The sequence below is a fragment of the Antricoccus suffuscus genome, from assembly GCF_003003235.1.
GTDB classification, from domain to species: Bacteria; Actinomycetota; Actinomycetes; order Mycobacteriales; family Antricoccaceae; genus Antricoccus; species Antricoccus suffuscus.
The window spans coordinates 128,181-150,283 of record NZ_PVUE01000004.1 but is presented as its reverse complement, the minus strand read 5'-3'; the positions used below and the strand labels follow the sequence as shown (position 1 = coordinate 150,283).

At 64.7% G+C, this 22,103-nt stretch carries 18 protein-coding genes and 1 riboswitch; of the genes, 12 read left to right on the top strand and 6 right to left on the bottom strand.

The features are described from left to right. Positions 1 to 326: 326 nt before the first annotated feature. Both CLV47_RS07100 and CLV47_RS07095 read right to left on the bottom strand, forming a co-directional pair. Entirely contained in the window at positions 327 to 1,124 is a 798-nt protein-coding gene (locus CLV47_RS07100; protein ID WP_106348326.1) for an enoyl-CoA hydratase/isomerase family protein, read from the bottom strand. 481 nt (positions 1,125 to 1,605) lie between these two features. Further along, positions 1,606 to 2,349, bottom strand: coding sequence for an aquaporin (locus CLV47_RS07095; protein WP_106348325.1), 744 nt, complete (start codon positions 2,347 to 2,349; stop codon positions 1,606 to 1,608). 170 nt (positions 2,350 to 2,519) lie between these two features. On the opposite strand from CLV47_RS07095, the gene CLV47_RS07090 reads away from it, so the two are divergent. From CLV47_RS07090 to CLV47_RS07050, 9 genes are all read left to right on the top strand, one after another. Continuing rightward, positions 2,520 to 3,653: an NADH:flavin oxidoreductase gene (locus CLV47_RS07090; protein WP_106348324.1), complete on the top strand. Its 1,134-nt coding sequence runs from the start codon at positions 2,520 to 2,522 to the stop codon at positions 3,651 to 3,653. Between the two features lie 207 nt (positions 3,654 to 3,860). Next, positions 3,861 to 4,691: an FhaA domain-containing protein gene (locus CLV47_RS07085; RefSeq protein WP_106348323.1), complete on the top strand. Its 831-nt coding sequence runs from the start codon at positions 3,861 to 3,863 to the stop codon at positions 4,689 to 4,691. Further along, on the top strand, positions 4,688 to 5,176 hold the full coding sequence (locus CLV47_RS07080) for an FHA domain-containing protein FhaB/FipA (protein WP_106348322.1): 489 nt from the start codon (positions 4,688 to 4,690) through the stop codon (positions 5,174 to 5,176). Before CLV47_RS07085 ends, CLV47_RS07080 begins: the two co-directional genes overlap by 4 nt. Continuing rightward, a complete protein-coding gene (locus tag CLV47_RS07075) occupies positions 5,173 to 6,594 on the top strand; it encodes a PP2C family protein-serine/threonine phosphatase (RefSeq protein WP_106348321.1) in 1,422 nt (473 codons plus the stop codon). The genes CLV47_RS07080 and CLV47_RS07075 overlap by 4 nt, the downstream gene beginning before the upstream one ends. Positions 6,595 to 6,597: 3 nt before the next feature. After that, positions 6,598 to 8,154 (top strand): FtsW/RodA/SpoVE family cell cycle protein, encoded by a 1,557-nt coding sequence (locus CLV47_RS07070; protein WP_106348320.1) that lies wholly within the window; start codon positions 6,598 to 6,600, stop codon positions 8,152 to 8,154. Then, complete coding sequence (locus CLV47_RS07065) at positions 8,151 to 9,614, top strand: peptidoglycan D,D-transpeptidase FtsI family protein (RefSeq protein WP_106348319.1); 1,464 nt, start codon at positions 8,151 to 8,153, stop codon at positions 9,612 to 9,614. Before CLV47_RS07070 ends, CLV47_RS07065 begins: the two co-directional genes overlap by 4 nt. Beyond that, entirely contained in the window at positions 9,611 to 10,918 is a 1,308-nt protein-coding gene (locus tag CLV47_RS07060) for a protein kinase domain-containing protein (RefSeq protein ID WP_238145269.1), read from the top strand. The genes CLV47_RS07065 and CLV47_RS07060 overlap by 4 nt, the downstream gene beginning before the upstream one ends. Further along, entirely contained in the window at positions 10,915 to 12,687 is a 1,773-nt protein-coding gene (gene pknB / locus CLV47_RS07055; protein ID WP_106348318.1) for a Stk1 family PASTA domain-containing Ser/Thr kinase, read from the top strand. The genes CLV47_RS07060 and pknB overlap by 4 nt, the downstream gene beginning before the upstream one ends. Before the next feature lie 154 nt (positions 12,688 to 12,841). Next, positions 12,842 to 13,663 (top strand): LPXTG cell wall anchor domain-containing protein, encoded by an 822-nt coding sequence (locus CLV47_RS07050; protein ID WP_106348317.1) that lies wholly within the window; start codon positions 12,842 to 12,844, stop codon positions 13,661 to 13,663. 100 nt (positions 13,664 to 13,763) lie between these two features. Here the strand turns inward: CLV47_RS07050 and CLV47_RS07045 are convergent, their stop codons facing one another. The 3 genes from CLV47_RS07045 to CLV47_RS07035 all read right to left on the bottom strand — a co-directional run bounded on the left by CLV47_RS07045 (position 13,764) and on the right by CLV47_RS07035 (position 16,279). Then, positions 13,764 to 14,681, bottom strand: a complete 918-nt coding sequence (locus CLV47_RS07045; protein ID WP_106348316.1) for a hypothetical protein — start codon at positions 14,679 to 14,681, stop codon at positions 13,764 to 13,766. Positions 14,682 to 14,879: 198 nt separating this feature from the next. After that, the gene (locus CLV47_RS07040) at positions 14,880 to 15,512 is read right to left on the bottom strand and encodes an alpha/beta hydrolase family protein (protein WP_106348315.1); all 633 of its coding nucleotides are present in this window, start codon (positions 15,510 to 15,512) and stop codon (positions 14,880 to 14,882) included. A gap of 14 nt (positions 15,513 to 15,526) precedes the next feature. Continuing rightward, positions 15,527 to 16,279, bottom strand: a complete 753-nt coding sequence (locus CLV47_RS07035; RefSeq protein WP_106348314.1) for an enoyl-CoA hydratase/isomerase family protein — start codon at positions 16,277 to 16,279, stop codon at positions 15,527 to 15,529. Between the two features lie 245 nt (positions 16,280 to 16,524). On the opposite strand from CLV47_RS07035, the gene CLV47_RS07030 reads away from it, so the two are divergent. Further along, positions 16,525 to 17,007, top strand: coding sequence for a PPOX class F420-dependent oxidoreductase (locus CLV47_RS07030; protein ID WP_106348313.1), 483 nt, complete (start codon positions 16,525 to 16,527; stop codon positions 17,005 to 17,007). Positions 17,008 to 17,103: 96 nt separating this feature from the next. Here CLV47_RS07030 and CLV47_RS07025 read toward each other — a convergent pair whose 3' ends face one another. Then, the gene (locus tag CLV47_RS07025; protein WP_106348312.1) at positions 17,104 to 18,489 is read right to left on the bottom strand and encodes an aminotransferase class V-fold PLP-dependent enzyme; all 1,386 of its coding nucleotides are present in this window, start codon (positions 18,487 to 18,489) and stop codon (positions 17,104 to 17,106) included. A gap of 70 nt (positions 18,490 to 18,559) precedes the next feature. After that, positions 18,560 to 18,676, bottom strand: a riboswitch (SAM riboswitch). Positions 18,677 to 18,774: 98 nt separating this feature from the next. Between CLV47_RS07025 and CLV47_RS07020 the strand changes: the two genes are divergently transcribed. Further along, the gene (locus tag CLV47_RS07020; RefSeq protein ID WP_106348311.1) at positions 18,775 to 19,575 is read left to right on the top strand and encodes an MBL fold metallo-hydrolase; all 801 of its coding nucleotides are present in this window, start codon (positions 18,775 to 18,777) and stop codon (positions 19,573 to 19,575) included. Between the two features lie 24 nt (positions 19,576 to 19,599). Then, positions 19,600 to 22,062 (top strand): hypothetical protein, encoded by a 2,463-nt coding sequence (locus CLV47_RS07015; RefSeq protein WP_146135308.1) that lies wholly within the window; start codon positions 19,600 to 19,602, stop codon positions 22,060 to 22,062. The last annotated feature ends 41 nt before the right edge of the window (positions 22,063 to 22,103 follow it).

Here is a 22,103-nt window from a genome sequence, read left to right as displayed (position 1 = left end):
GATGCACGCCGCTGCTCGGCTGGGCAATAGTGAGGTCGTCGTTCCAAGCGGTGAGTACGCGATGAGCCATCGAGCGGCCGGATCGGGGGACTTGGCCACTCACTCCCCGCCTGCAGACGCTGCAGACTCTTCAGAAATGAAGAAATAGGTACGGCGGCTGCAAGCCAATGAGGGGGCGGTTCGGGGGACCGCCCCCTTTGGCTTTGTTCAGTCGGCTTTGTTCAGCGGGCATTGTTCGGCGGCGCGGTGGGTCATCTTTCGACTTGTGTGGAAGTTCGACGTACACCGGCGTACGTGAGACTTCCACGCAAATCGCGTTTGGCGAGCTAGGGCCGGAAGACGGGAGTGCGCTTCTCCTGGAAAGCGCTGATCGCCTCGGCGTGCTCCGCCGTTTCGTAGGCCTCGCTGAGGCGTTCCATCTCGCGCTGCTGGACGAGCGACAGATCGGACTCGACGGCGTTGACGGTGAGCAGCTCCTTGATGAACCTCAGCTGGGTAGGCGGATTCGCCGCCAGCTCGGTCGCCATCGACATCGCGCACTCGAGTACCTTGTCCGCGGCGACGACCCGGTCGACGAGCCCGATGCGTCCTGCTTCGGTTCCCAGGATCGTCGTACCGCTGAGGGCCAACCACGATCCCGCGCCGTAGCCGCACCGGGAAATGAGGAAGTGTGAGGAGGCGAGCTCCGGCACGAGGCCCATCTTGACGAATCTGGCAGATAACTTCGCGTCCTCGGAGGCCACAATCTGGTCGAACGGCAAGATCATCGTCAGCCCCACACCGACCGAGGCGCCATTCACCGCGGCGATCAGCGGCTTGGACCTGCGGCATAGTGCGACCCAGTCACTCACCTGATTCGTGGCTTTCGCATCGGACGGGGCGGGTGTCTTGTCCGCAAACACCGCACCGATATCCGCACCGGCACAGAAACCCCGTCCTGCGCCGGTCACTACGATCGCCCCGACACTGTCGTCGGCGTTCGCTGCTTCTATCGCGCTCGTGAGTTCGGCGCTCATCTGCCGCGTCCAGGCATTCATTCGCTCAGGACGGTTGAGCGTGATCTGTAAGACCGCATCGTGTTGGTCGACGAGAATTTGTTCGAACCCGGATCCGCTGACTGCCATGCGACACTCCCTCGGTGCATGCGTCACTCGGGCGCACGCTGATTAAGGCATTTGCCTCACGTTAGCGGATGCGCCGCAAGGAACGGTTCGACCATTGGCGGGCCTGGGCCGTCGGTGTCGCCCGCCGGAGCGGGCGACGCCGATGACTCCCCTTACCGTAGGGACCGTTCCGAGCCGTCGGGCGCGATTGCGATGACTTGAGATCCCCCGGTCTTGCGCCATCGCCATCGCGCGATAGGCCGATTTCTCGGCGCCTTGCGCAGTCTGGCCGGTCCCTACACTTGTAGAGACGCTCAACCCCGGCGAGTGTGACACGGGTTTCAGATATTTCTTTTCGACAATCCGCAGACCGTCGTAACCAGGATTCCGAGGTGGTTAGCTGGAAGGTTTGATGCGCTGAGCGCACCAAACCTTCCCGCTAAGACACAATCCGCCACCGCTAGGCGCGAAGGGTCTAAGGACGTCGCAAGATGATCGGTGGCTAGACGGCCTCGTCTGCGGTCACTTCCGGCGCCACGTGCTCACCGGGATAGAAGTACATCGTGACGAGAGCGGCAATCGCGCCACCGACGAGCGGCGCGACAATGAATAGCCACAGTTGGCTCAGCGAGTCACCGCCGACGAACAGCGCTGGGCCGATGCTGCGCGCGGGGTTGACCGACGTACCGGTCAGGGGGATACCGATGAGGTGCACCGTCGTAAGGGACAGGCCAATAGCGACCCCGCCGAGCTGCGGCCAGGAAGCCTTGCGCGTCACCGCGAGTACGACGGTCACGAACATAAAGGTCAGGACAACTTCAGCGAGGAAGGCGCCGCCGGCGTTCAGTCCGATCATCGACGCATCACCCCAACCATCCGTGCCGAGCCCGACTTTGTCGGTCGAATAGTCGGCCGCCCCGGCGAACATGGCACGCAGAAGCGCCGCTCCGGCGATACCGCCAACAATCTGAGCAATCCAGTAGCCGACCGCCTCGGTGATGGAAATGCGCCGCGCAACCAAGAAGCCGATCGTCACGGCCGGGTTGATGTGACAGCCGGAGATCGGGCCGATCGCGTAGGCGAGTACGAGCAGCACAAGCCCGAACGAGAGGGCGGTCGCGACGACACCCGCGGCAGCGCTCTTGCCCGTCATGCCGAACCCGAAGCACAGTGTCGCCGTACCGACAGATAAGAAGACAAGGAGCGCCGTACCAAGTGCCTCTGCGACCAACTTGCGGATATCCATTGATTCCTCCAGTTATGGCCGTCGAACATTACGACGACTAAACACATCTTTACCCCGTCGACGAGGCGTGTCTAGTCCTGTGAGCAGCGCAGATGGCAATTTTTCGCCGACAATTCACTCACCTATAGCCCGGTTGAATCTTCAAACTCCACCCGTGATTGGCTGGCTGCATGACTTCCATATCCTCATCCGAGTCGCAGCTCCTCGACGGCGTCGATCCGTCGCCCCTGTTCACGCCGTACTCCCTCGGCGGCCGAACGCTCGCCAATCGATTCGTCATGGCACCGATGACCCGCCAGAAGTCTCCGGGCGGCGTCCCCGGTGACGACGTGGCCGCCTACTACGCACGCCGCGCCGCCGATCTCGGCCTCCTGATCACCGAGGCGACGTACGTCGATCACCCATCGTCCGGCACAAGCCGCAGAGTGCCGCGCTTTTACGGTGAAGATGCCCTGGCCGGCTGGGCGCGTGTGGCCGAGGCGGTGCACGCCGAGGGTGGGCTGATCATTCCGCAGCTCTGGCACCTCGGGACTCAGCGTCAGGAAGGATCGCCATTCAACGAGGGTGCGCCGGTCATCAACCCGTCGGGCATCCATTTGGACGGTACGGCGAAGGGCGTCGCCGCGACCGTCCGCGACGTCGACGACATCATCGCCGCGTTCGTGCAGGGCGCCGTTGACGCTCAGCGGATCGGGTTCGACGGCATCGAAATCCACGGCGCACACGGCTATCTGCTCGACCAGTTCTTCTGGTCGCAGACGAACAACCGCGACGACAACTACGGCGGCACGCTCACCAAGCGGGTGCGATTTGCCGCCGAACTCGTGGCCGCCGTACGCGAAGCGGTAGGCCCCGAATTCCTCGTCGCTTTCCGCTATTCACAGTGGAAAGGCGGGAATTACGACGCGCAGATCGCCCAGAGTCCGGCCGAGCTCGAGCAGATTCTGACGCCGCTGGTCGACGCGGGCGTCAGCGCGATGCACGTCTCGACCCGGCGTTACTGGCTTCCGGCGTACGACGACTCCGAACGCACCCTGTCCGGCTGGACGAAGAAACTGACTGGACTGCCGACAATCTCGGTCGGTTCGGTCGGCGTCGCCAAGGCCTACCGCGCCACCGACGACGAGCAGACCGCGTCCTTGAGCCTCGCCCGTCTGGTCGAGCTGTTCGAGGCGGGCGAATTCGATCTCGTCGCACTCGGCCGCGCCGTACTCTCCGAGCCACAGTGGGCGACGAAGGTACGCGAGGGCCGCACCGACGAGATTCGACCCTACGACAAGGCCGACGACGCGACCCTCCTCTAACCCAGCAGGTCGGGAGGAACTCGCGGATCGTGCCACGCGTTCTCACGCTGGCGAGTACAAGCTCACGGAGGGCCGAGCAGGCGCGAGATATCGCGACTTGCAGAGTGATCAACCGCACCGCTCACAACGGGACCGATACCATGGCATACGCGTCTTTTCGGGCGCACGGCTTTTGGGTGCCCGCACACGGCAGCGAGAGGAGGCACGATGGGCGTTTTTTCACGGTTCGAGCGCAAGCTCGAAAACACCGTGGGCAATGCCTTCGCTCGCGTCTTCAAGGGCAAGGTCCACCCATCTGAGATCGCCCGTGCCCTGAAGATCGATGCCGACGACAACAAGGTAATAGTGGGTCATGACCGGGTCATGGTCCCCAACCGGTACGTCGTACAACTAGGCGCAACCGACTACGACCACCTCCACGAGTGGGAAACCCAGCTCACCCGCAGCCTGTCGGACATGGTCCGCGAGCACGCCGCGAGCGAGGGCTGGTCGACGTACGGTCAGATCAAGATCCAGTTCGCGCGTCAGGACTCGCTGAGCACGGGCGTGTTTCACGTCCAGTCATCCGTCAGCGGTAATAAGGACTCGATGCCGCCACCGCCGCCACCGGTTTCGCGCTCAACGGCACCGCCGATCGCCGCACCACCGCCACCGATCCCGCGATCCAACGACGACGACGAGCCGTCCACTCGGCTCATCGGCCGCCAACCGGCCGCCCCGCCCAGCCCTGCTCCCGCGGCGTACCAGCACCTCATCGTGGTCGACGGACCCAACACAAAGCACGTGCTCAAGAACGGCAAGAACGTCATCGGCCGCGGTTCGGCGGCGGACATCCAGATCACCGACACCGGCGTCTCACGGCTGCACGCCCAGGTCGTCGTCGATCAACAGGGAGCCGACGTGCAGGACCTGCAGTCGACCAACGGCACCCACGTCAACGGTCGCAAGGTCAGCAGCCAACGCCTCACTCACGGCGATGTCATCCGGCTCGGGCATAGCGTATTGGTGTACCGCTACGAGCCTGGTGATGGCCGATGACCGCAGCGATCGTCATCCAGGCCATCCGGTTTGGATTCCTCGCGCTTCTGTGGCTGTTTCTCTACTTCATCTTCCGGCTCGTCAAGGCCGACCTCAGCGGCTCGAAACCGCGCAGCGTCGCCACCGCTCCACCGCGCGCCGCAGCCCGTCCGCAACCCGCGCAAACGCAGCGCCCTATGGCACCGCGCGGCTCACCCCGCCAGCTGATCGTCACCGCCGGTGCACTGGTCGGCACCCGGATCAACCTCGGTACGGCGCCGATTCTCGTCGGGCGCGCGGACGACTCGACCGTCGTACTCACCGACGACTTCGCCAGCTCACGACACGCTCGACTCACCCGCCGCAGCGACGGGGAATGGCTCGTCGAGGATCTGGGCTCCACCAACGGCACGTACCTCGACCGCCAACGGGTCGCCGCTCCTATTCATGTGCCCGTCGGCGTACCGATCCGCATCGGTAAGACGGTCCTCGAGCTGCGCGCATGACGCTGTATCTGCGCTATGCGGCTCGTTCCGACCGCGGCCTCGTCCGGCAGAACAACCAAGACTCGGTGTACGCCGGATCGCGACTGCTTGCCGTAGCGGACGGGATGGGCGGTCACGTCGGCGGCGAAGTCGCGAGCAAGATCGTCATCGCCGCGTTCGAATATCTCGATGAGGACGTGCCAGCCGCCGACATGCTCGAGGCCCTACGGGACGCCACCCACTCCAGCACTCAGCATCTGCGGGAAGTCGTCGACGAACGGCCGGAGCTCGACGGCATGGGTACGACGCTCACCGCGATGCTGTTCAACGGACAGCGGATCGCGCTGTGTCACGTCGGCGACAGCCGCGCCTACTTGCTGCGCGATGGCACGCTGACGCAGATCACCCACGACGACACGTTTGTGCAGGCGCTGATCGACGAGGGTCGGATCACCGAAGAGGAGGCCAGCGTCCACCCGCAGCGCTCAGTGATTCTGCGCGCGCTCAATGGCGCCGACGTCGAGCCGGACCTCTCGATGCGCGAGGCGCGCCCGGGCGACCGTTACGTGCTGTGCAGCGACGGGCTGTCGAGCTTCGTGTCGTTCGAGACGATCCACGACGGCCTCGCGATCACCGACCCAGAGGATGCCGCCGAGCGTCTCATCGACCTGGCGCTGCGCGCCGGTGGTCCGGACAACGTGACGGTGATCGTCGCCGACGTGCTGGACGATGACGAGTCCGCGAGCGTGTCTGACTCACCCGTCGTCGACGGCGCGGCCGGCAACAACCAGGGGCAGCGCGAGTTGACGGGTACGACGCCGGCGGCCCGCGCCGCTATCGCGACCAATAACGACCGAGCCGCACCGCGCGACGAGGACGAGACACCCGACGACTCAGACGAGGAGCCGAAAAAGCGCAAGGGTAAGCGATTACTGATCACCCTGATCGTCGTCATTCTCGCCCTGATCGGGTTGTTCTTCGCTGGCCGTGCCTACATACACTCGCAGTACTTCGTGGGCGTCAAGGGCGACAACGTCGTGATATACAACGGCGTCAACACCACCATCGGGCCGGTTCGGCTCTACTCGCTTCAAGAAGACACCAAATACCGGGCCAGCGATCTCAATGAGGTCACCCGGTCCGACCTCACCACGGGTGTGGACGCGACCTCTCTGAAAAATGCGCGCGAGATCGTCGGGCGGCTCGCCAAACAGCTCCTGCCGTTGTGCCACACGACGCCCGACCCGGCAAGTCCGACGCCGACAAACCCCACGCCGACAAGCCCCGCACCAACAAGTCCGGCACCGGGCTCGGACACGGCGAGCCCACCGGCGGAGCCCTCCTCACCGCCGGCGGACCCATCGGCCTCCGGAGAGTCCGGCGCCAGCCAGTCGTCGGCGCCGCAGACACCCGGCGTCACTTGCCGGAAGGAGAGGTGACCGATGGTCGCCGTCTCCCCCGCCCAGCAAAACCGCGCACCCGCCGCGGCGTACCCCAAGCGCCGTAACGCCGAGCTGGCGATGCTCGTGTTCGCGACCGTCATCGTCATCGCCGCTCAAGTCGCTACCGACCTCGCACTCACCGGCAAACTCGACAAGCAACTCGCGTGGTACGCCCTCGGCTTTATCGGTGTCTGGGGGGTCGCGCACGTCGCCATCCGGATCACCGCGCCGTACGCCGACCCGATCTTGCTGCCGTGCGTCGCGCTACTGAACGGGATTGGGCTGGTCATGATCCGGCGACTCGATTTCGCCGATCAGGAGTACGCGCGCAGCGAGGGTCTGCCGATGCCCAAGGCGGATGGCACAACCCAGATCGGCTGGATGATCGTCGGGCTGGTGCTGTTCGTCGCGTTGCTCATCTTCATCCGCGATCACCGAACGCTCGGCAAGTTCAGCTTCACCCTCGGCCTCGCCGGAATTATCCTGCTGGCGCTCCCCGCGATCTTGCCCGGATCCCTCAGCCCCGTCATCAACGGCGCAAAGATCTGGATCCGCATGGCCGGGTTCTCCATCCAGCCGGGGGAGTTCGCGAAGATCGCGCTGCTGATCAGCTTCGCCGGCTACCTCGTCGCCAAACGGGACGTGCTCAGCCTCGCCAGTCGCAAAGTGGCCGGGATCGAGTTCCCGCGCGCCCGCGACCTCGGCCCGATCATCATCATGTGGGTCGTCAGCCTGCTGGTGCTGATGTTTGAGCGCGACCTCGGCTCGTCGTTGCTGTTCTTCGGCATCTTCGTCGCACTGCTCTACATCGCCACCGAACGCGTCTCCTGGGTCGTTATCGGACTCCTCCTGTTCCTTGGCGGCTCGACGCTTGCCTACTTCCTGTTCGGTCACGTGCGCGACCGGGTCACCGCCTGGCTTAACCCCTTCGGCAGTGGCGATATCGGCTACCAACTTCGACAGTCCCTGTTCAGCTTCGGCACCGGCGGCATCTTCGGCACCGGCTGGGGCCTCGGTCATCCCGACAAGGTGCCGCTGCCCAAGTCCGACTTCATCTCCGCTGCGCTCGGCGAAGAGCTCGGGCTGGTCGGGCTGGTCGGGATTCTTGTGCTGTTCGTCGTCATCGTCGAACGCGGCTTCCGCACCTCGCTGCTGGTGCGCGACTCCTTTGGCACGCTGCTGGCTGCCGGCCTCGGATTCTCGATGGGACTGCAGGTCTTCGTGATCACCGGCGGCGTCACCGGGCTGATCCCGCTGACCGGGCTTACGACACCCTTCCTGTCGTACGGCGGATCTTCCCTCGTCGCCAACTTCGCGCTGATTGCGCTCATCATGCGGATCTCGGACGCGGCAAGGCGACCCGCCGTACGCCCGACCCCGAAGGCCCCGATCAGCGAGCAGACTCTACAGATGGCGCAGATCAAGGTCGAAGAAGCCGCCAAGCGCCACCCGGCGAAGGCTCCTCGCCTGACGCTGCGCAAAAATGCTGCCGGTGAGCGTCTACCGCTATCCGACCAGCTGCAGAACCCTCCGGCTGACGAGGGGGACAAGGCGTGAAGAAGCCGGTCCGCAAACTCGCGCTGTTCGTCGTCGTCCTCTTCGCGCTGGTCGTCGCCAACCTCAACTGGCTGCAAGTCGTCCGCGCCAACGCGCTGCGCAACAACCCAGCCAACACCCGGGTCCTGCTCGACGAGTATCAGCGCCAGCGCGGCGCGATCGTGGTAGACGGCAAGGCCATCGCTACCTCGGTGAAAACCAAGGATCAGCTCAAATACCTGCGTACATACCCGCAGGGCGGTGAGTACGCCGCGGTCACCGGTTACTACTCCATCGTCTACGGCGCGACCGGGATCGAGAAGACCGAGAACGACGTCCTGTCAGGTACCGACGACCGGCTTGTCGGTACGGCGATCGGCGACCTGTTCTCCGGCCGTGATCCCAAGGGCGGCAACGTCGTACTCACGCTCGACTCGGCGGCCCAAGACGCGGCGTACAACGCTCTTGTGGCGGCAAAAGTCGTCGGCGGAGTTGTCGCTCTCGATCCCAAGACCGGCGCGATCCTGGCCGTCGCAAGCACACCGTCGTACGATCCCAACACCCTGAGCAGCCACTCGCCGTCGGCAATCCGCGCCGCCTCGCAGGCGCTCAGCGCGCAGAACCCGGACCCGCGCAACAACCAGGCGCTGAGCGAGAATTACCCACCAGGCAGCACCTTCAAGATCATCGACATGGCCGCCGCCTTGGACAAGGGTATGAAGCCGGACGACAAGGTGCCCGCGCCCGACCTCTACAAGCTGCCCGGCACGCAGACCACGCTCAGTAACTACAACGGCGAAAGCTGCACCTCGACCGGCGAGGACACGCTGCTGCACTCGTTTACGATCTCCTGCAACACGACCTTCGCGAAGCTCGTCGTCGACGAGATCGGTGAGACATCACTGCGCAGCATGGCGAAGAAATTCGGCGTGACCGGCAACTCGTTCGAGACACCGCTCAAAGTGGCTCCCAGCTCGCTGGGAGACATCATCGACAAGGCCGCGCTCGCGCAGTCCGCGATCGGTCAGCGTGACGTACGGTTTACCACTATGCAGGCCGCAATGCTGTCGGCCACGGTTGCCAACGGCGGCCAACTGATGAAGCCGTACATGATCAAGGAGACCCAGGCGCCGGACTTGTCCGTCCTCGACACGACATCGCCCGAGAAGTTCGGCGATCAGGCCATCAGTAAGAGCCAGGCCAAAGATCTCACGGACATGATGGTCAGTGTGGTCCAAAACGGCAGCGGCAAGGCCGCAAAGATCAGTGGTGTTGACGTCGCGGGCAAGACCGGCACGGCGCAGGTCGCCACGGGCATCCCGGACCACACCTGGTTCACCGGTTTCGCGCCGGCGAACAATCCGAAGATCGCGGTTGCCGTGTTCATCAAGAACGGCGGTGGGACCGGTGGCGAGAAGTCCGCGCCGATCGCCGCGGATGTCATGAAGGCTTACCTCAACGCGCACGGGGGTGGCAAGTGAGTGTGAAACCCGGCGTGCGCCTCGGGGACCGCTACCAGTTGCTCAGCCCTATTGCGACCGGCGGCATGGGTCAAGTGTGGCGGGCCGAAGACACCACGCTGCACCGCATTGTCGCGGCAAAGATCCTGCGCAGCGAATTCACCGGAGACGAGACGTTTATCGCCCGGTTCCGCGCCGAGGCCCGCAACACCGCGGCCCTGTCGCATCCCAACATCGCGAGCATCTACGACTACGGCGAAACCGTCCACGAAAGTGAGCGGCTGGCGTACCTCATCATGGAACTAGTCGACGGCGAGCCGCTCGTCGAGACGCTCATCCGCGAGCGCCGGCTGTCCCCCGACCGCACCCTCGACATCCTCGAACAGACCGCGATGGGTCTGGGGGCCGCACACCGCGCCGGGATGGTGCACCGCGACGTGAAGCCGGGCAACCTGATCATCCGGCCGGACGGCGTACTGAAAATCACCGACTTCGGCATCGCACGGGCCGCGAACAGTGTCGCGCTTACTGAGCAGGGCACGGTCGTCGGTACGGCGCAGTACCTCGCGCCCGAACAAGCCGAGGGTAAGCCGGCTATCCCGACCAGCGACATCTACGCGCTCGGCGTCGTTGGCTACGAGTGTCTCGCCGGCGTACGACCGTTCGACGGAGACAACTCGGTCGCGATCGCGCTGTCGCAGATCCGCGACACTCCGCGGCCGTTACCGCCCGACGTACCACCACACGTGCGGGCGCTGATCCAGATGACGATGGCGAAGAACCCGTTGATGCGTTATCGCGACGGTGCGGCGTACGTCCCAGTAGTACGCCAAGTGCGTGCTGGCGGCGCGCCCAATCCGCCGATAGCTCCAAACGCCGCGGGTACGGGCACCTTTCCGGCGGCCCGCGGTCCGCTCAGCAGCAACACCTCGAGTCGCCCCGTCGTACCGTTTGGGCCCGGCGGTCCGCCGCGTGGCTCTGGAGCGCCCGGTGGCCCTGGTGCGCCCGGCATGCCTGGAGGTCCTAGTACGCCGGGCGCCCGCGGCGGTCCTGGCTTACCGTCCCCCCCGGTTAGTTCGCAGACATTCGCCGGCGGCGTACCGATCGTTCCTGCAGCCCCTCCGGTCGGCTCCGACGGCAAGGGTGATCGCACCAAAATCGCTATTATCGTTGGGATCGGGCTGCTGGTACTGATCGCGCTGGTCGTGGCAATCGTGATCACTGTGAATGCGTCCAGCGATCCGTCGTCCCTCAATCAGCTCCCCCACGCGGAGCTCAAGCTACTCAATGCATCAACCGCGGAAGGCCAGACGATTACCTCATGACCCAGTCTCGAGTGTTCGGCGGACGTTACGAACTCGGATCCCTGCTCGGTTACGGCGGGATGGCCGAGGTGCTGCACGGGCGTGATACTCGCCTCGGTCGGGACGTCGCCGTCAAGGTGCTGCGCAGCGATCTTGCCCGCGATCAAACGTTTCAAGCCCGATTCCGCCGCGAAGCACAGGCCGCCGCCGCCCTCAACCATCCGTCGATCGTCGCCGTCTACGACACCGGCGCCGACACCGTCGACGGGGTCACGACGCCGTACATCGTGATGGAGTACGTCGAGGGACGCACGTTACGCGACTTGCTGAAGGCCGAAAAGACGCTACAACCCGATCAAGCGATGCGCATTACGTCGGAGATCTGCGCGGCGCTGGACTTCTCGCACCGCAACGGCATCGTTCATCGCGACGTCAAGCCCGGCAACGTGATGATCACCAACTCCGGCCGGGTCAAGGTGATGGATTTCGGGATTGCTCGCGCGGTGTCCGACAGTGCCGCGACGATGACCGCGACTGCCGCCGTGATCGGTACCGCGCAGTATCTCTCGCCGGAGCAGGCGCGCGGGGAAAATGTGGACGCACGTTCCGACGTGTACGCCGTCGGCTGCGTGCTCTACGAACTGCTCACCGGCGCGCCGCCGTTTGTCGGCGACTCGCCCGTAGCGGTCGCCTACCAGCATGTCCGGGAAAACCCGAAACCGCCGAGCGCCGTCAATCCGCGTGTGTCGCGCACCCTCGACGCGATCGTACTCAAGGCCCTGAGCAAGAACCCGGCCAACCGCTACCAGAGCGCCGCGCAAATGCAGGAAGACCTGAGCCGAGCACTCGAGGGCCGGCCGGTCGAGGCGACCCCGGTGATGACTGAAGAAGAAGCGACCACCGTCATCCCCACGACCCCACCGCCACCGGTCCCGCCGAACCGATCCGAACGCGCAGCGGCGTACGACGAAGACGAACGCAAAAGCGGTAGCCACAAAGCCATCTGGGCAGTCGTCATCGTCGCAGTAATCGCGGCCGTCATCGCCGCGTTCATCCTGATTCCCAAGCTCAGCGCGAAGGACGCGCCGCCGAAGGTCGCCGTGCCATCCCTGACCGGGCTGAGCGTTGACCAGGCAACCGCTGCGCTGGACTCCGCCGGACTTAAGCTCGGCAAGCAGACCGCGGCCGTCTCATCGCCGGGCGAAAAAGGCAAGGTCATCAGCCAGGACCCGAGCTCGGACTCGAAGGTCACAAAAGGGACGGCGGTCGATATCCAAATCGGTTCCGGACCCAGTACCCAGACGATCCCGCAGATCGTCGGACTGAGCAAGGACGATGCGCAAGCGGCGCTCACCGCAGCGCACCTGAAGGCGACGTTCCTCGATCGCGACTCGGCTGAACCGGCCGGTACCGTTGTGGACTCCTCGCCGAAGTCCGGTGAGCAAGTCGTCGAGGACAGCGTCGTCACCGTCTTCGTCAGCACCGGCCAGCTCACCCTGCCCAATGTCGTCGGCAAGGACATCACCTCCGCGCAACAGATCCTCAACTCTGCGGGGTTCAACAACATCCAAACGACCGAGGTCGAGGACGCCGGGCACGCGGCCGGGTCGGTTGTCGCGCAAGATCCGGTGACGCCCAAGGCGGCACCGACCAACACGATCAACTTGACCGTCGCGAAGGCCCCGCCCGCGCCGCCACCTCCACCGCCGTCGTCGTCGTCCTCGTCCTCGTCCTCGTCGTCGTCTGCCGCCAGCTCCTCGTCGAGTAGTCCGCCCACCCCTGGCGCCTAGGTCGCAAAGAGGCGCATGCGCCTCGGCGGCCGTTGCGCGGAATGTATTACTTAAGGCAGATGTCGCCGTACGCCAGTATTGTTAATCTTGGGCCGTCTCGGGGTACCTGTTTCGAAGGTTCCGCCACCACCGCACGCCGATTCGAAGGATCTGAATGCCCGCCACGCGCCCCATCGCCCGTAAGGTTTTGGCGTCCGCGACTGGCCTCGGATTGGCGGCGGCAATAATGATCGGCGGTGGGACGGCTGCTGCCGACCCGGATCTGTCGACGATGTCGCACCCACTGATATCCGGCTCGGCGATTCCCGCTCCGAAGCTTGGCGCGCCTGGCGTGTCCTCGGCCACCGAGGCTCCGGGTGCGGCGGGCGCTGACTCAGCTGGCCTTGGCGCGATAGACGACAACACGCTCATGGGGCCGTCGGTGCTCGATCCGTCTGAAAACCCGCCCCCCACTGCGTCCGGGTCCGGCTCGCCCGGGAAATCATCGTTAGACGGTCCGCCGACGCTCGACACCGACGTCACCTCGCCGTCTGCCCCAGTTCCCGCCGACAATTCGGCCACCGACTCGTCCGCAAGTGGCACGTCCGACACGGGCGATGGATCCGGCTCGTCGTCTTCTAGCGACCAGTCCAGCTCTTCCCCATCGACCACAGGTTCGACTGATTCATCAGCGTCGTCGGGTGACTCGACTTCTTCTGCTCCGGAAGACAGTGACTATCCGATTCCGCCGCTTGATCCACCCCAGTCTGATCCGGGTTCCGGCTCGCCCGGCGCCGTACCGACGGCTCAGCCAACCAGCACCGTCTCGGCAACCGCTTCTGCGCCGAGCACACCGAAATCGCCGGCTTCGCCCTCGGCGTACGGGAAACTGCCGAATACCGGGGTCGACGCCGTACCTATGTTGATCCTCGGCCTTGGACTGGTTGTCGTGGGTGTCGCGCTCGTGTTGTTCACTCGCCGCCGCAGTCGCCACTAACCCCCTCGCCTATCCGTCACGTATGTCGCGCGATCCGTCACGTATGTCGCGCGATCCGTCACGAAAGTTCGCCCATCCGTCACGAAAATTCGCCCATCCGTCACCACATGCGTGGAAGGTTAGGTTCGGCATATAACCACCCGCCGACCTCGAGCTCTAGCCGTTCATCTTGTCCAAGGATCGACTTCTTATCTCCTACTGCGATTCGCCAGCCAAGCTGCTCGCGTAGAAAGTCGCGTCGACTCTCATCGTGCGCTTTGTCCTCCGGCGACGTATGAAACTCCGCACCGTCGTACTCGACCGCAATACGTTTCTCTCTATAACCCATGTCAAGCCGATAGACGTCGTTACCCTGCTGATCTTTGATGATGATCTGGGCTTGGGGCCGCGGAAAGCCCGCATCCAGTAGCCGCAAACGGGTCCATGATTCACCGGGGGATTCCGATTTCACGTCGATCAGCCTGGCCAACTCTCGAGCTTGGACGATTCCAGGAAATCCACGCAGTCGCTGGACGTAGGACACGACCTCATCGACACAGACCAATTTAGCCCTGGCCAATCCGTCGGCTGCGGCGAGAGCGTACGGTCGTCGCATCTGTCGCAGCAGGTCAGCGGTGGTTCTCAGAGGTGTCGTGATGAGCAGTGAGTCGATCTCCATGACGTCATTTGGGTCGATGAATGCCTCTCGGCAGTCAACGTTGGGGTGCCGGACACGGGACGACCCATGCGGAATTACGACTGACGGGGTCAGCCGAAACCAATCGCTTGGCCGAAACGTATCGACGCCGTAAATCCAGGACGCGGATCCGTCGCAGATGATCGCGTGTGGAGGGGCGACGAGCCTTATCCCGGTTACCCGAAGTTCTCGGCTGTCGGGCACCGATGCATCGACGTACACGCCACGAAATAGCCGACGTAGCGCACGCTCACGAACCGCGTCGCGCAACTCCTTGCGGGTCATGCCGAACTCTAGGTGTTCCAGACTGATGAACGGCATTCCGTCGTTGATAAGAGACATACGAGGATTCCACTGCGAAACACCCGAGAGGGGCGCATCAGATGTCAGATTCTGTGGACGACACGCCGAGCTGTGGACAAATGCGAAGGCATACGTGACGGACGAGCCGACATACGTGACGGACGAGCGGACATACGTGACGGACGAGCGGACATAGGTGACGGATCGCCGGACATAGGTGACGGATCGAGCGGTGGGTTAGAAGGCGCCGGCGAGCCAGGCGAGTACGGCGGCTGTCACGTCCGTCGGGTGTTTGCCGAAGCTATGCGTGCCGGCCGCCGCCGTGACGTACGACGGATCGGGTAGTTCGGCGCGCACGTCATCCGGCGTACCAAATGGGTCACGCGCACCCTGTACGACGTGCAGCGGCAAGCCGGCTTCCAACGGCAGCCGCAGCTCCGAGGCTCGCGACTTCTCCGGCTTACCAGGCGGATGCAGCGGAAACGACAGACACAGTACGCCGTCCGCGCCGACCTCCTGCGCCGTACGGCAGGCCACGCGCGCACCCGCGCTGCGGCCACCGACAACCAGCGGCCGCGGTAGCTTCCCGCGACCGCTCATCAACGACGCCACGATCGGCAACCATCCTGCGTCGAGCGTCTTCGGCGGAGTCGCGACCTTCTTGCCGGCGACCCGCCACGGCATCTCGACGAGTACGACGGCCCACCCGGCCAGCGGTACGGCGTCGGCGATCGCGGCAAGATCAGACGCGCCGATGCCGCCGCCAGCGCCGTGCCCGAGGACCAGCGTGCCGACAGCCCGCGGCGGGCGAGTGACGTGTGCACGGGCAGGCCCGGTCGGCGTATCGATGTCGATGACTCGGCGGTTCATCGGGCCGCCCCTGACTACTTCTTCAGGCTCGCGCGGTAATCGGTGATGGCTTTGGCGGTCGACGGGTCGACGAAAACGTCGGCGAAGACATCGCGGCTACGCTCGATCCCCACCGCGAGCGGGGTGTTGAGCCAGGTTTCGATGAGGCCTTTCTGAGCCGCGATCGCGACTGGCGTGTGGCCGGAAAGTTTGTCCATGAAACGCATTGCCTCGGTCTTGAGATCCTCGGGCGCGACGAAGCTGTTCACGATGCTCGACAGCGGAGCCTGCGTGGCCGGGTAGTTGTCACCGGTCAGCAGGAACTCCTTGGCGAAGCCGAGGCCGACGTACTCCTGCAGCAGCGACGCGTCCGCGATGGACGGAATACCCAGCTTGACCTCGGGCAGCCCGAACAGGACCTTGTCGTGCGCAACGCGGATGTCGGCGGACATCACCATTTCGAACGCCGCACCCAGACAGAATCCGTTAATAACGGCAATCACGGGCTTCGGTGAGGTGCGTACGGCGGTCAGACACTCCGCGACGACACTGATCGCGTCGAACGCTTCCCGCCGGTTGAGACCGTGGAACGTGTCGGTGTGCATGCCGGCTGAGAACGAGCGGTCGCCGGCGCCAGTCAGGACGATGCCGCGGACAGTCCCATCGGACTCGTTGACCGCCTTGGTGATGACCCGCAGGTCGTCGAGGGTGGTGGCATTGAGGATCTCGGGCCGGTTTAGCGTGATCCAGCGGATGCCGTCGACATCCTCAACAAGCGGTGCGCCCATGGCTATCTGGTCCTCTCGGTTCTCATCAGTACGACGTGCCGATCTTGCCACGGCTGTCGGCCGATGAGTCTCGGCGGTACACGAACGGACCAAGGTTCTGTACCGCCCGACTCGCCTTCCTTGCGCGGACGCCGAAACCAGCACGCGGATCGGACACGTGCGCTGCGGTCATTTGTCGGGCTCACAGAGATACGCCGCAGATCGCCGCGACCGTTCTGACGAGCGCGCTGGGCTAGGGTTGTTGCATGGCTAGAAGCATCGCGACCTCGGACACTGTCGGACTCGATGAGCTCCTGGAGTTCGTGCGACCGCGTCACCGACTGGTGCTGAGCACGACACGCGCCGACGGTACGCCGCAAATCTCGCCGGTCACCGGCGGCGTCGACAAGGGCGGCCGGATCGTGATCGCGACATACCCGGGGCGGGCCAAGACCCGCAACGCCGAACGCCGCCCCCAGGTTTCTATCTGCGTGATTTCCGACGAATGGAACGGCCCATTCGTTCAGGTCGACGGCGACGCGGAGGTCCTCCATATGCCGGACGCGCTCGACGGCCTGGTCGACTACTTCCGCTCTATATCAGGAGAGCACTCCGACTGGGACGAGTACCGCGAGGCGATGAAGGTCCAGAACAAGTCGCTGATCCGGGTGACGCCAACCCGCTGGGGGCCGATCGCGACCGGCGGCTTCCCGGCCGATGTCGCCGCTCGACTGGACGCCCAGTCGTAGCGACGTGTGACGTAACGAAGGACGTCATCCGCGTTGGCGGCTATTGCGGCCAACACGTATAACCTCCGCCAAGAGGACTAGCCCGCGGCCCGTGCGTCAGCAGAGTGACGCCCCTGCGGAGCCGACTGCGGACGCCGGGAACGCGCGCGTCTCAGGCACCGGATTCCACGGACCGTCGGAGCACTCGTATGTCCAGCGCGGACCCCGCGCCACTAGCTCACCGAGTGCGGCGACGAGCCGGTCCACGTCGCCCGCCGTAGAGCCCAACCCAAGACTTGCCCGTACGGCGCCGACGCCGTTACCAAAGCGCGCCAGCAATGGATGCGCACAAAACCGTCCATCTCGTACGCCGATCCCATGCTCGGCCGAGAGGTACGCGGCCACCTGACCGGGCGCGTAGCCGGCGACCGTGAAAGCGACGATCCCGACCGATTCGCGCGAGTCATCCCAGATACGAAGTACGTCGATCCCTTTGATACCAGCTAATCCGGCCAACAAACGGTCGCGCAGCGCGGCCTCGCGCGGCCCGCCGTCATGTGCCGAGAGCGCGTCGCACGCAGCCGCGATCGCCGCTGCCCCGAGCACGTTGGGAGACCCGGCCTCGTGCCGGGCAGGAGCCGAAGCCCAGATCGCCTCGCCGACCGTCACGTTGATCACTGCGCCACCGCCTGCGAGGTACGGCGGAGCATCGTCGAGCCAATCGCGCCGTCCGACCAGTACGCCGGCACCAAATGGCGCATAAAGCTTGTGTCCGGAGAACGCTAGATAGTCGACACCGCACTCCGCCAAGTCCACCCGGCGGTGCGGCACGAGCTGCGCGCCGTCGACCACAATCCTTGCACCGCAGCGATGCGCGATCTCAGCGAGACGCGCGATCGGCAACACCTCACCAGTCACGTTCGAGGCCCCGGTGACAGCAAGCAACGCCGCTGGGCGGACGGTCAGTTCGTCGGACAACCGCTCGCACGTCTCATCAATAGTTCCGGCCGCCTCAACGATGCGCGCATCACGCCAAGGCAGCAGGTTTGCATGATGCTCGACGTCGAGTACGACGGTCTCCCCCGGCACGCAGCCGGCAAGAAGATTCAGTGAGTCGGTGGTGTTGCGGGTGAACACGACGACCTGGTCGTCGCACGCCCCGATAAACCTGGCCACAGATGCACGAGCATCTTCGTACGCCGCAGTCGACACGCGCGAGGCGTAGCCCGCGCCGCGATGCACACTCGCGTAAAACGGCAGCAGTTCGGCGATCCGGTCGGTGACCTCAGAGAGGGCGGGAGCGCTTGCGGCATAGTCGAAGTTGGCATACCGGATGGTGCCGCCGGGCACCAACGGGACTTCAAGGTCGCTGCCCGAGACCCGCGCGTACGGCGTGTCGCATGCCGGAGCCGCGGCGCAAGCCGGCACGGAATCGCGGTTCAGCTCAGGATCGCGGTAATGCAACGCATCATCGAACTGGACAGCTGGGAGTACAGAAGTCATCTCAAAACATCCCTCGGGATAAGGGACTCGTAGGAAATCCAACTCAGGATGAGAGAACCGACGTCCTCGGAGTCCGCGCTTGCCGCCTCCGGTTTTGGAGGTACGGCCTGGTCGTCACCCGGAGCACCCCACCGCGGTGGAGGGTTGCCGACCAGCGAGCCGGGGCTTGACGCTGGTACTCATGACCTGGGGAAGATAGTGACAGACGTGCCCGTGACGCGTCAACTCGGGGTACGTCGGAGCCGGCGACTACATTCATGAAACAGGCAAACTTCGGAGGTATATATGAAGATCGGTCAGCTCGACGTACTCCCCGTCATCGACGGTTCCATGCAGGCGCCGGCCCGTGACATCCTCAGTCGGCCCGGCGTAGACGACGCCTGGGCGTGTCACAGCGAACTCCTCGACGACAGTGGAGCGTTGCACATGACCGCCGGCGGGTTCCTGATCCGCACCGGTGGCCGCATCATCGTCATCGACACCGGACTCGGCACCATCAAGGCCGACGACGTCCAGGTCGGTGGATTCCTTGACAGTCTGCGCGGGTACGGCGTCGAGCCCGCCGATGTCACCGACGTTCTGTTCACGCACCTGCACTACGACCACGTGGGCTGGGCGACGTCGAAAGGTCAGGTGATCTTCCCGAACGCGACATATCGCGCGCACGCCGCGGACTGGGCACACTTCGTGACCGCCGACGACGCCGTACCGGGCGCGGTCAAGAAACTGAAACCGATCGAGCCGCAGTTGGAACTGTTCGACGCCGAACACACTGTCGCGCCCGGCCTCGACGCGCGGCCGGCGCCCGGGCACACTCCCGGTACGACGCTGTTCATCATCTCCAGCGAGGGGCAGCGCGCGCTACTGCTCGGCGACATCGTGCACTCGGTCGTCGAACTGTCCGAACCCGACTGGCAGGCGGTGTACGACGTCGACGCCGCGATGGCCAGCGCCGTACGCAATGCGATCGCCGACGAAGCGCTAGCGAAGGCCGACCTCGTGGCCGCGGGACACTTTCCGGACCTCGCCTTCGGGCGAATCCTCAAGAGTGACGGGGTACGACGATGGGAACGCGTCGGGCGTTGACCTCCGGTCGCTACCATCCAATGAGTGAGATCTAAACGTCGTAAGCCACCACGGCCCGCCCATCGGGGCCCGTGGGCATCGACGCTGCGGGTAGTCCTCGCCTTGTACGTCGTATTCGGGATCGTCGCGGGGATCGGCATACTCACCTTCGGGCCGTCGGCGCCATTCGACCCGTCAGACTCGTCGTCCGCACTGGACCGACTTTCCTCGGACCCGGCCGGCAGTACGTCGCGCTTCAACAGCGGCGCCGCCGAACAAGAACCCTCGTGGAGCGCCGACGACTTCCTCGCCGCGGTTAAAGGGCACGACTCCGGCGGCCAGATAGTGCGAATGCCAGGTGCGCAGACCTACCTCGATGACGCGGCTGTCGAGGCGGCCATCGCGGGGAGCAATCTCGTCGTTGTGGTCACCCCACCGACCCCGCTTGGGGCCGTCGAGAAGACCCGAGTCCGCGACAACACGGTGCAGAAGTTCTGGGCTGCCAAGCGCGGGCTAACTGTCATCATGGTTCACGGTCAGGCGGCGTACTTGCCCGGACCGGACCTATATATCCGTACGACGCCGCAGGGCGGAATCCCGATGCGTGAGGTGATGCGCACCGCGGACATGACCCCATCGGTGATCTACGTCGCGACGGAATCGGTCCAACACGCGAACAAAAACGATCAGCCGCGTGAGTACCCGCCGGGCAGCGGTGCGACCACAGCAAAGGACCTGGCGCTGACCGACACTCGAGCGCCCACAAGTGCCGAACTCGCCCCGATCACCAAAAAATTGAACTCCGGCAACCTCTACGTCGACCCGTCCATCAAACACAAACCCAAGTACAACAAGGCCTGGGGCGACGTCGCACCCGGCAAGAAACTCAAAGTTGTCATCCTCCCGTTCGCGAAGCCGGGCACCGCGATCGACTACACCGCGGCCCTGAAGAAGAAGTACCCTCACGACGCCATCCTGGTGATGACCGGCAAGTGGGTCGAATCGGCAGGCATCAACCGGCAGACGATGGTCGACGCCATGATCCAGACGTACGGTCTGGGCGGCTTCGCACTCGACGAGGCCTCGCAGCAGCACGCCGGGAAGATCCTCGACTGGATCACCAGCATCGACGCGTCCGCCACCGAAAGTCACGCGTTCGCGCGCCCCCTGCCGGTCCTGCCGAAGCCTGGCTTCCCGCGGTGGGCGTCGTATCTGCTCCTGGCCACGTCGCTTGTCATTGCGGCCGGTTTCGGCGTCGATTTTCTGCTCTCGAAACGCCCGAACGCCGCCGAGCTAAACGGTCAACACTGGCGCGACCGGGTGGCGGGCGGATTCGCCGCCAGCTATCTCGACCTCTCGAGTGCGCCGTACCTCGGCAAGGACGGCAGCCTCGACAAACCGGCCTCGGTGCAGCACCTACTAGATAGCGCGTACGCCGACCTGCTCACCCTGCGCGGCATCAACGTGGACAAGAGCCACAAGCGAGCCGAACATCTGGCGGACACGATCTGGCACGCCCTGGATAAGGCCGCCGCGGCGCTCGACCGACCCGAAGCCGGGCCGACGCAGACGATGCCGGCAACTCTGCGCACCGCGCCGGACCCGGCCACCGTCAAAGAGGACCGCGAGCGGCAGACGAAGATGCACAATCAAATCAGGGGCTGGCTGATCACGGTCTGCGTCATCGGCGGTCTCGTTGGCGGGTTCTTACTCCTCAACAAGGTCCGCGAAGCGAATATGGACGACCATCCGGACATGAACGTCACAGCCCTGAGCACGTCGAACATCATGACCGTCGGCGTGGACGGCGTCGACGTCAAGGCACTGCGGCACATCGTGGGCGATCGCGGCATGCTGGTCGCGGTCAGCAACAAATCGGGTGAGTACAACTCCGACCTGGCCTACAACATGGCCAAGAACTACCCGGACGCGGTCGTCTTCGTGATCAAGGACGGTGAGGTCGACTCGGCGGAGATCGGGTCAAGTGTCCAGGAAGGTGACTACGACCGGTACTCCCTCATCGACGACTACACGGGTCTGGGGAACAGCGAGGCCGGTAACGCCCCGCTCGTTCGGCAACTCGCGTTGCTCTATGACCGGCTCGGCGCGGACGGCTCGATCGACAACGTCAACCGTACGACGTACGACCCGCCGTCGCCGCCGTGGGGCTGGATCGCCGCCGGGCTGGCGGTCTCGCTGGCCGCCGCCGGCCTGATGGTGCGCACCGGGACGCGGCAAGCCGCCGCCCGAGAACGTGAACGGACCGAGCAGCGGGCCGCACGCGAAGCGCTCGCCACGCGAGCCGCCGGCATCGCACTGCTGCTGCTGAAAGCGCGCGACGAATCCACCTCGGATACCGAGCGGCTGGCGAGTCTGGGCGCGGAGTATTCGGCGCTCCTGCAACGGCTCGATGAGGTCGACCCAGGCGACATCGACACGCTCCGCAGCGACATCGACGCATTCGGCAAAAAGGTACGCGCCACCGCGCCGAAGGCCAAGGGGCACTAGCTCAGGAACTCATCGATGAGCCACGACGTCAGAGTCCAGCC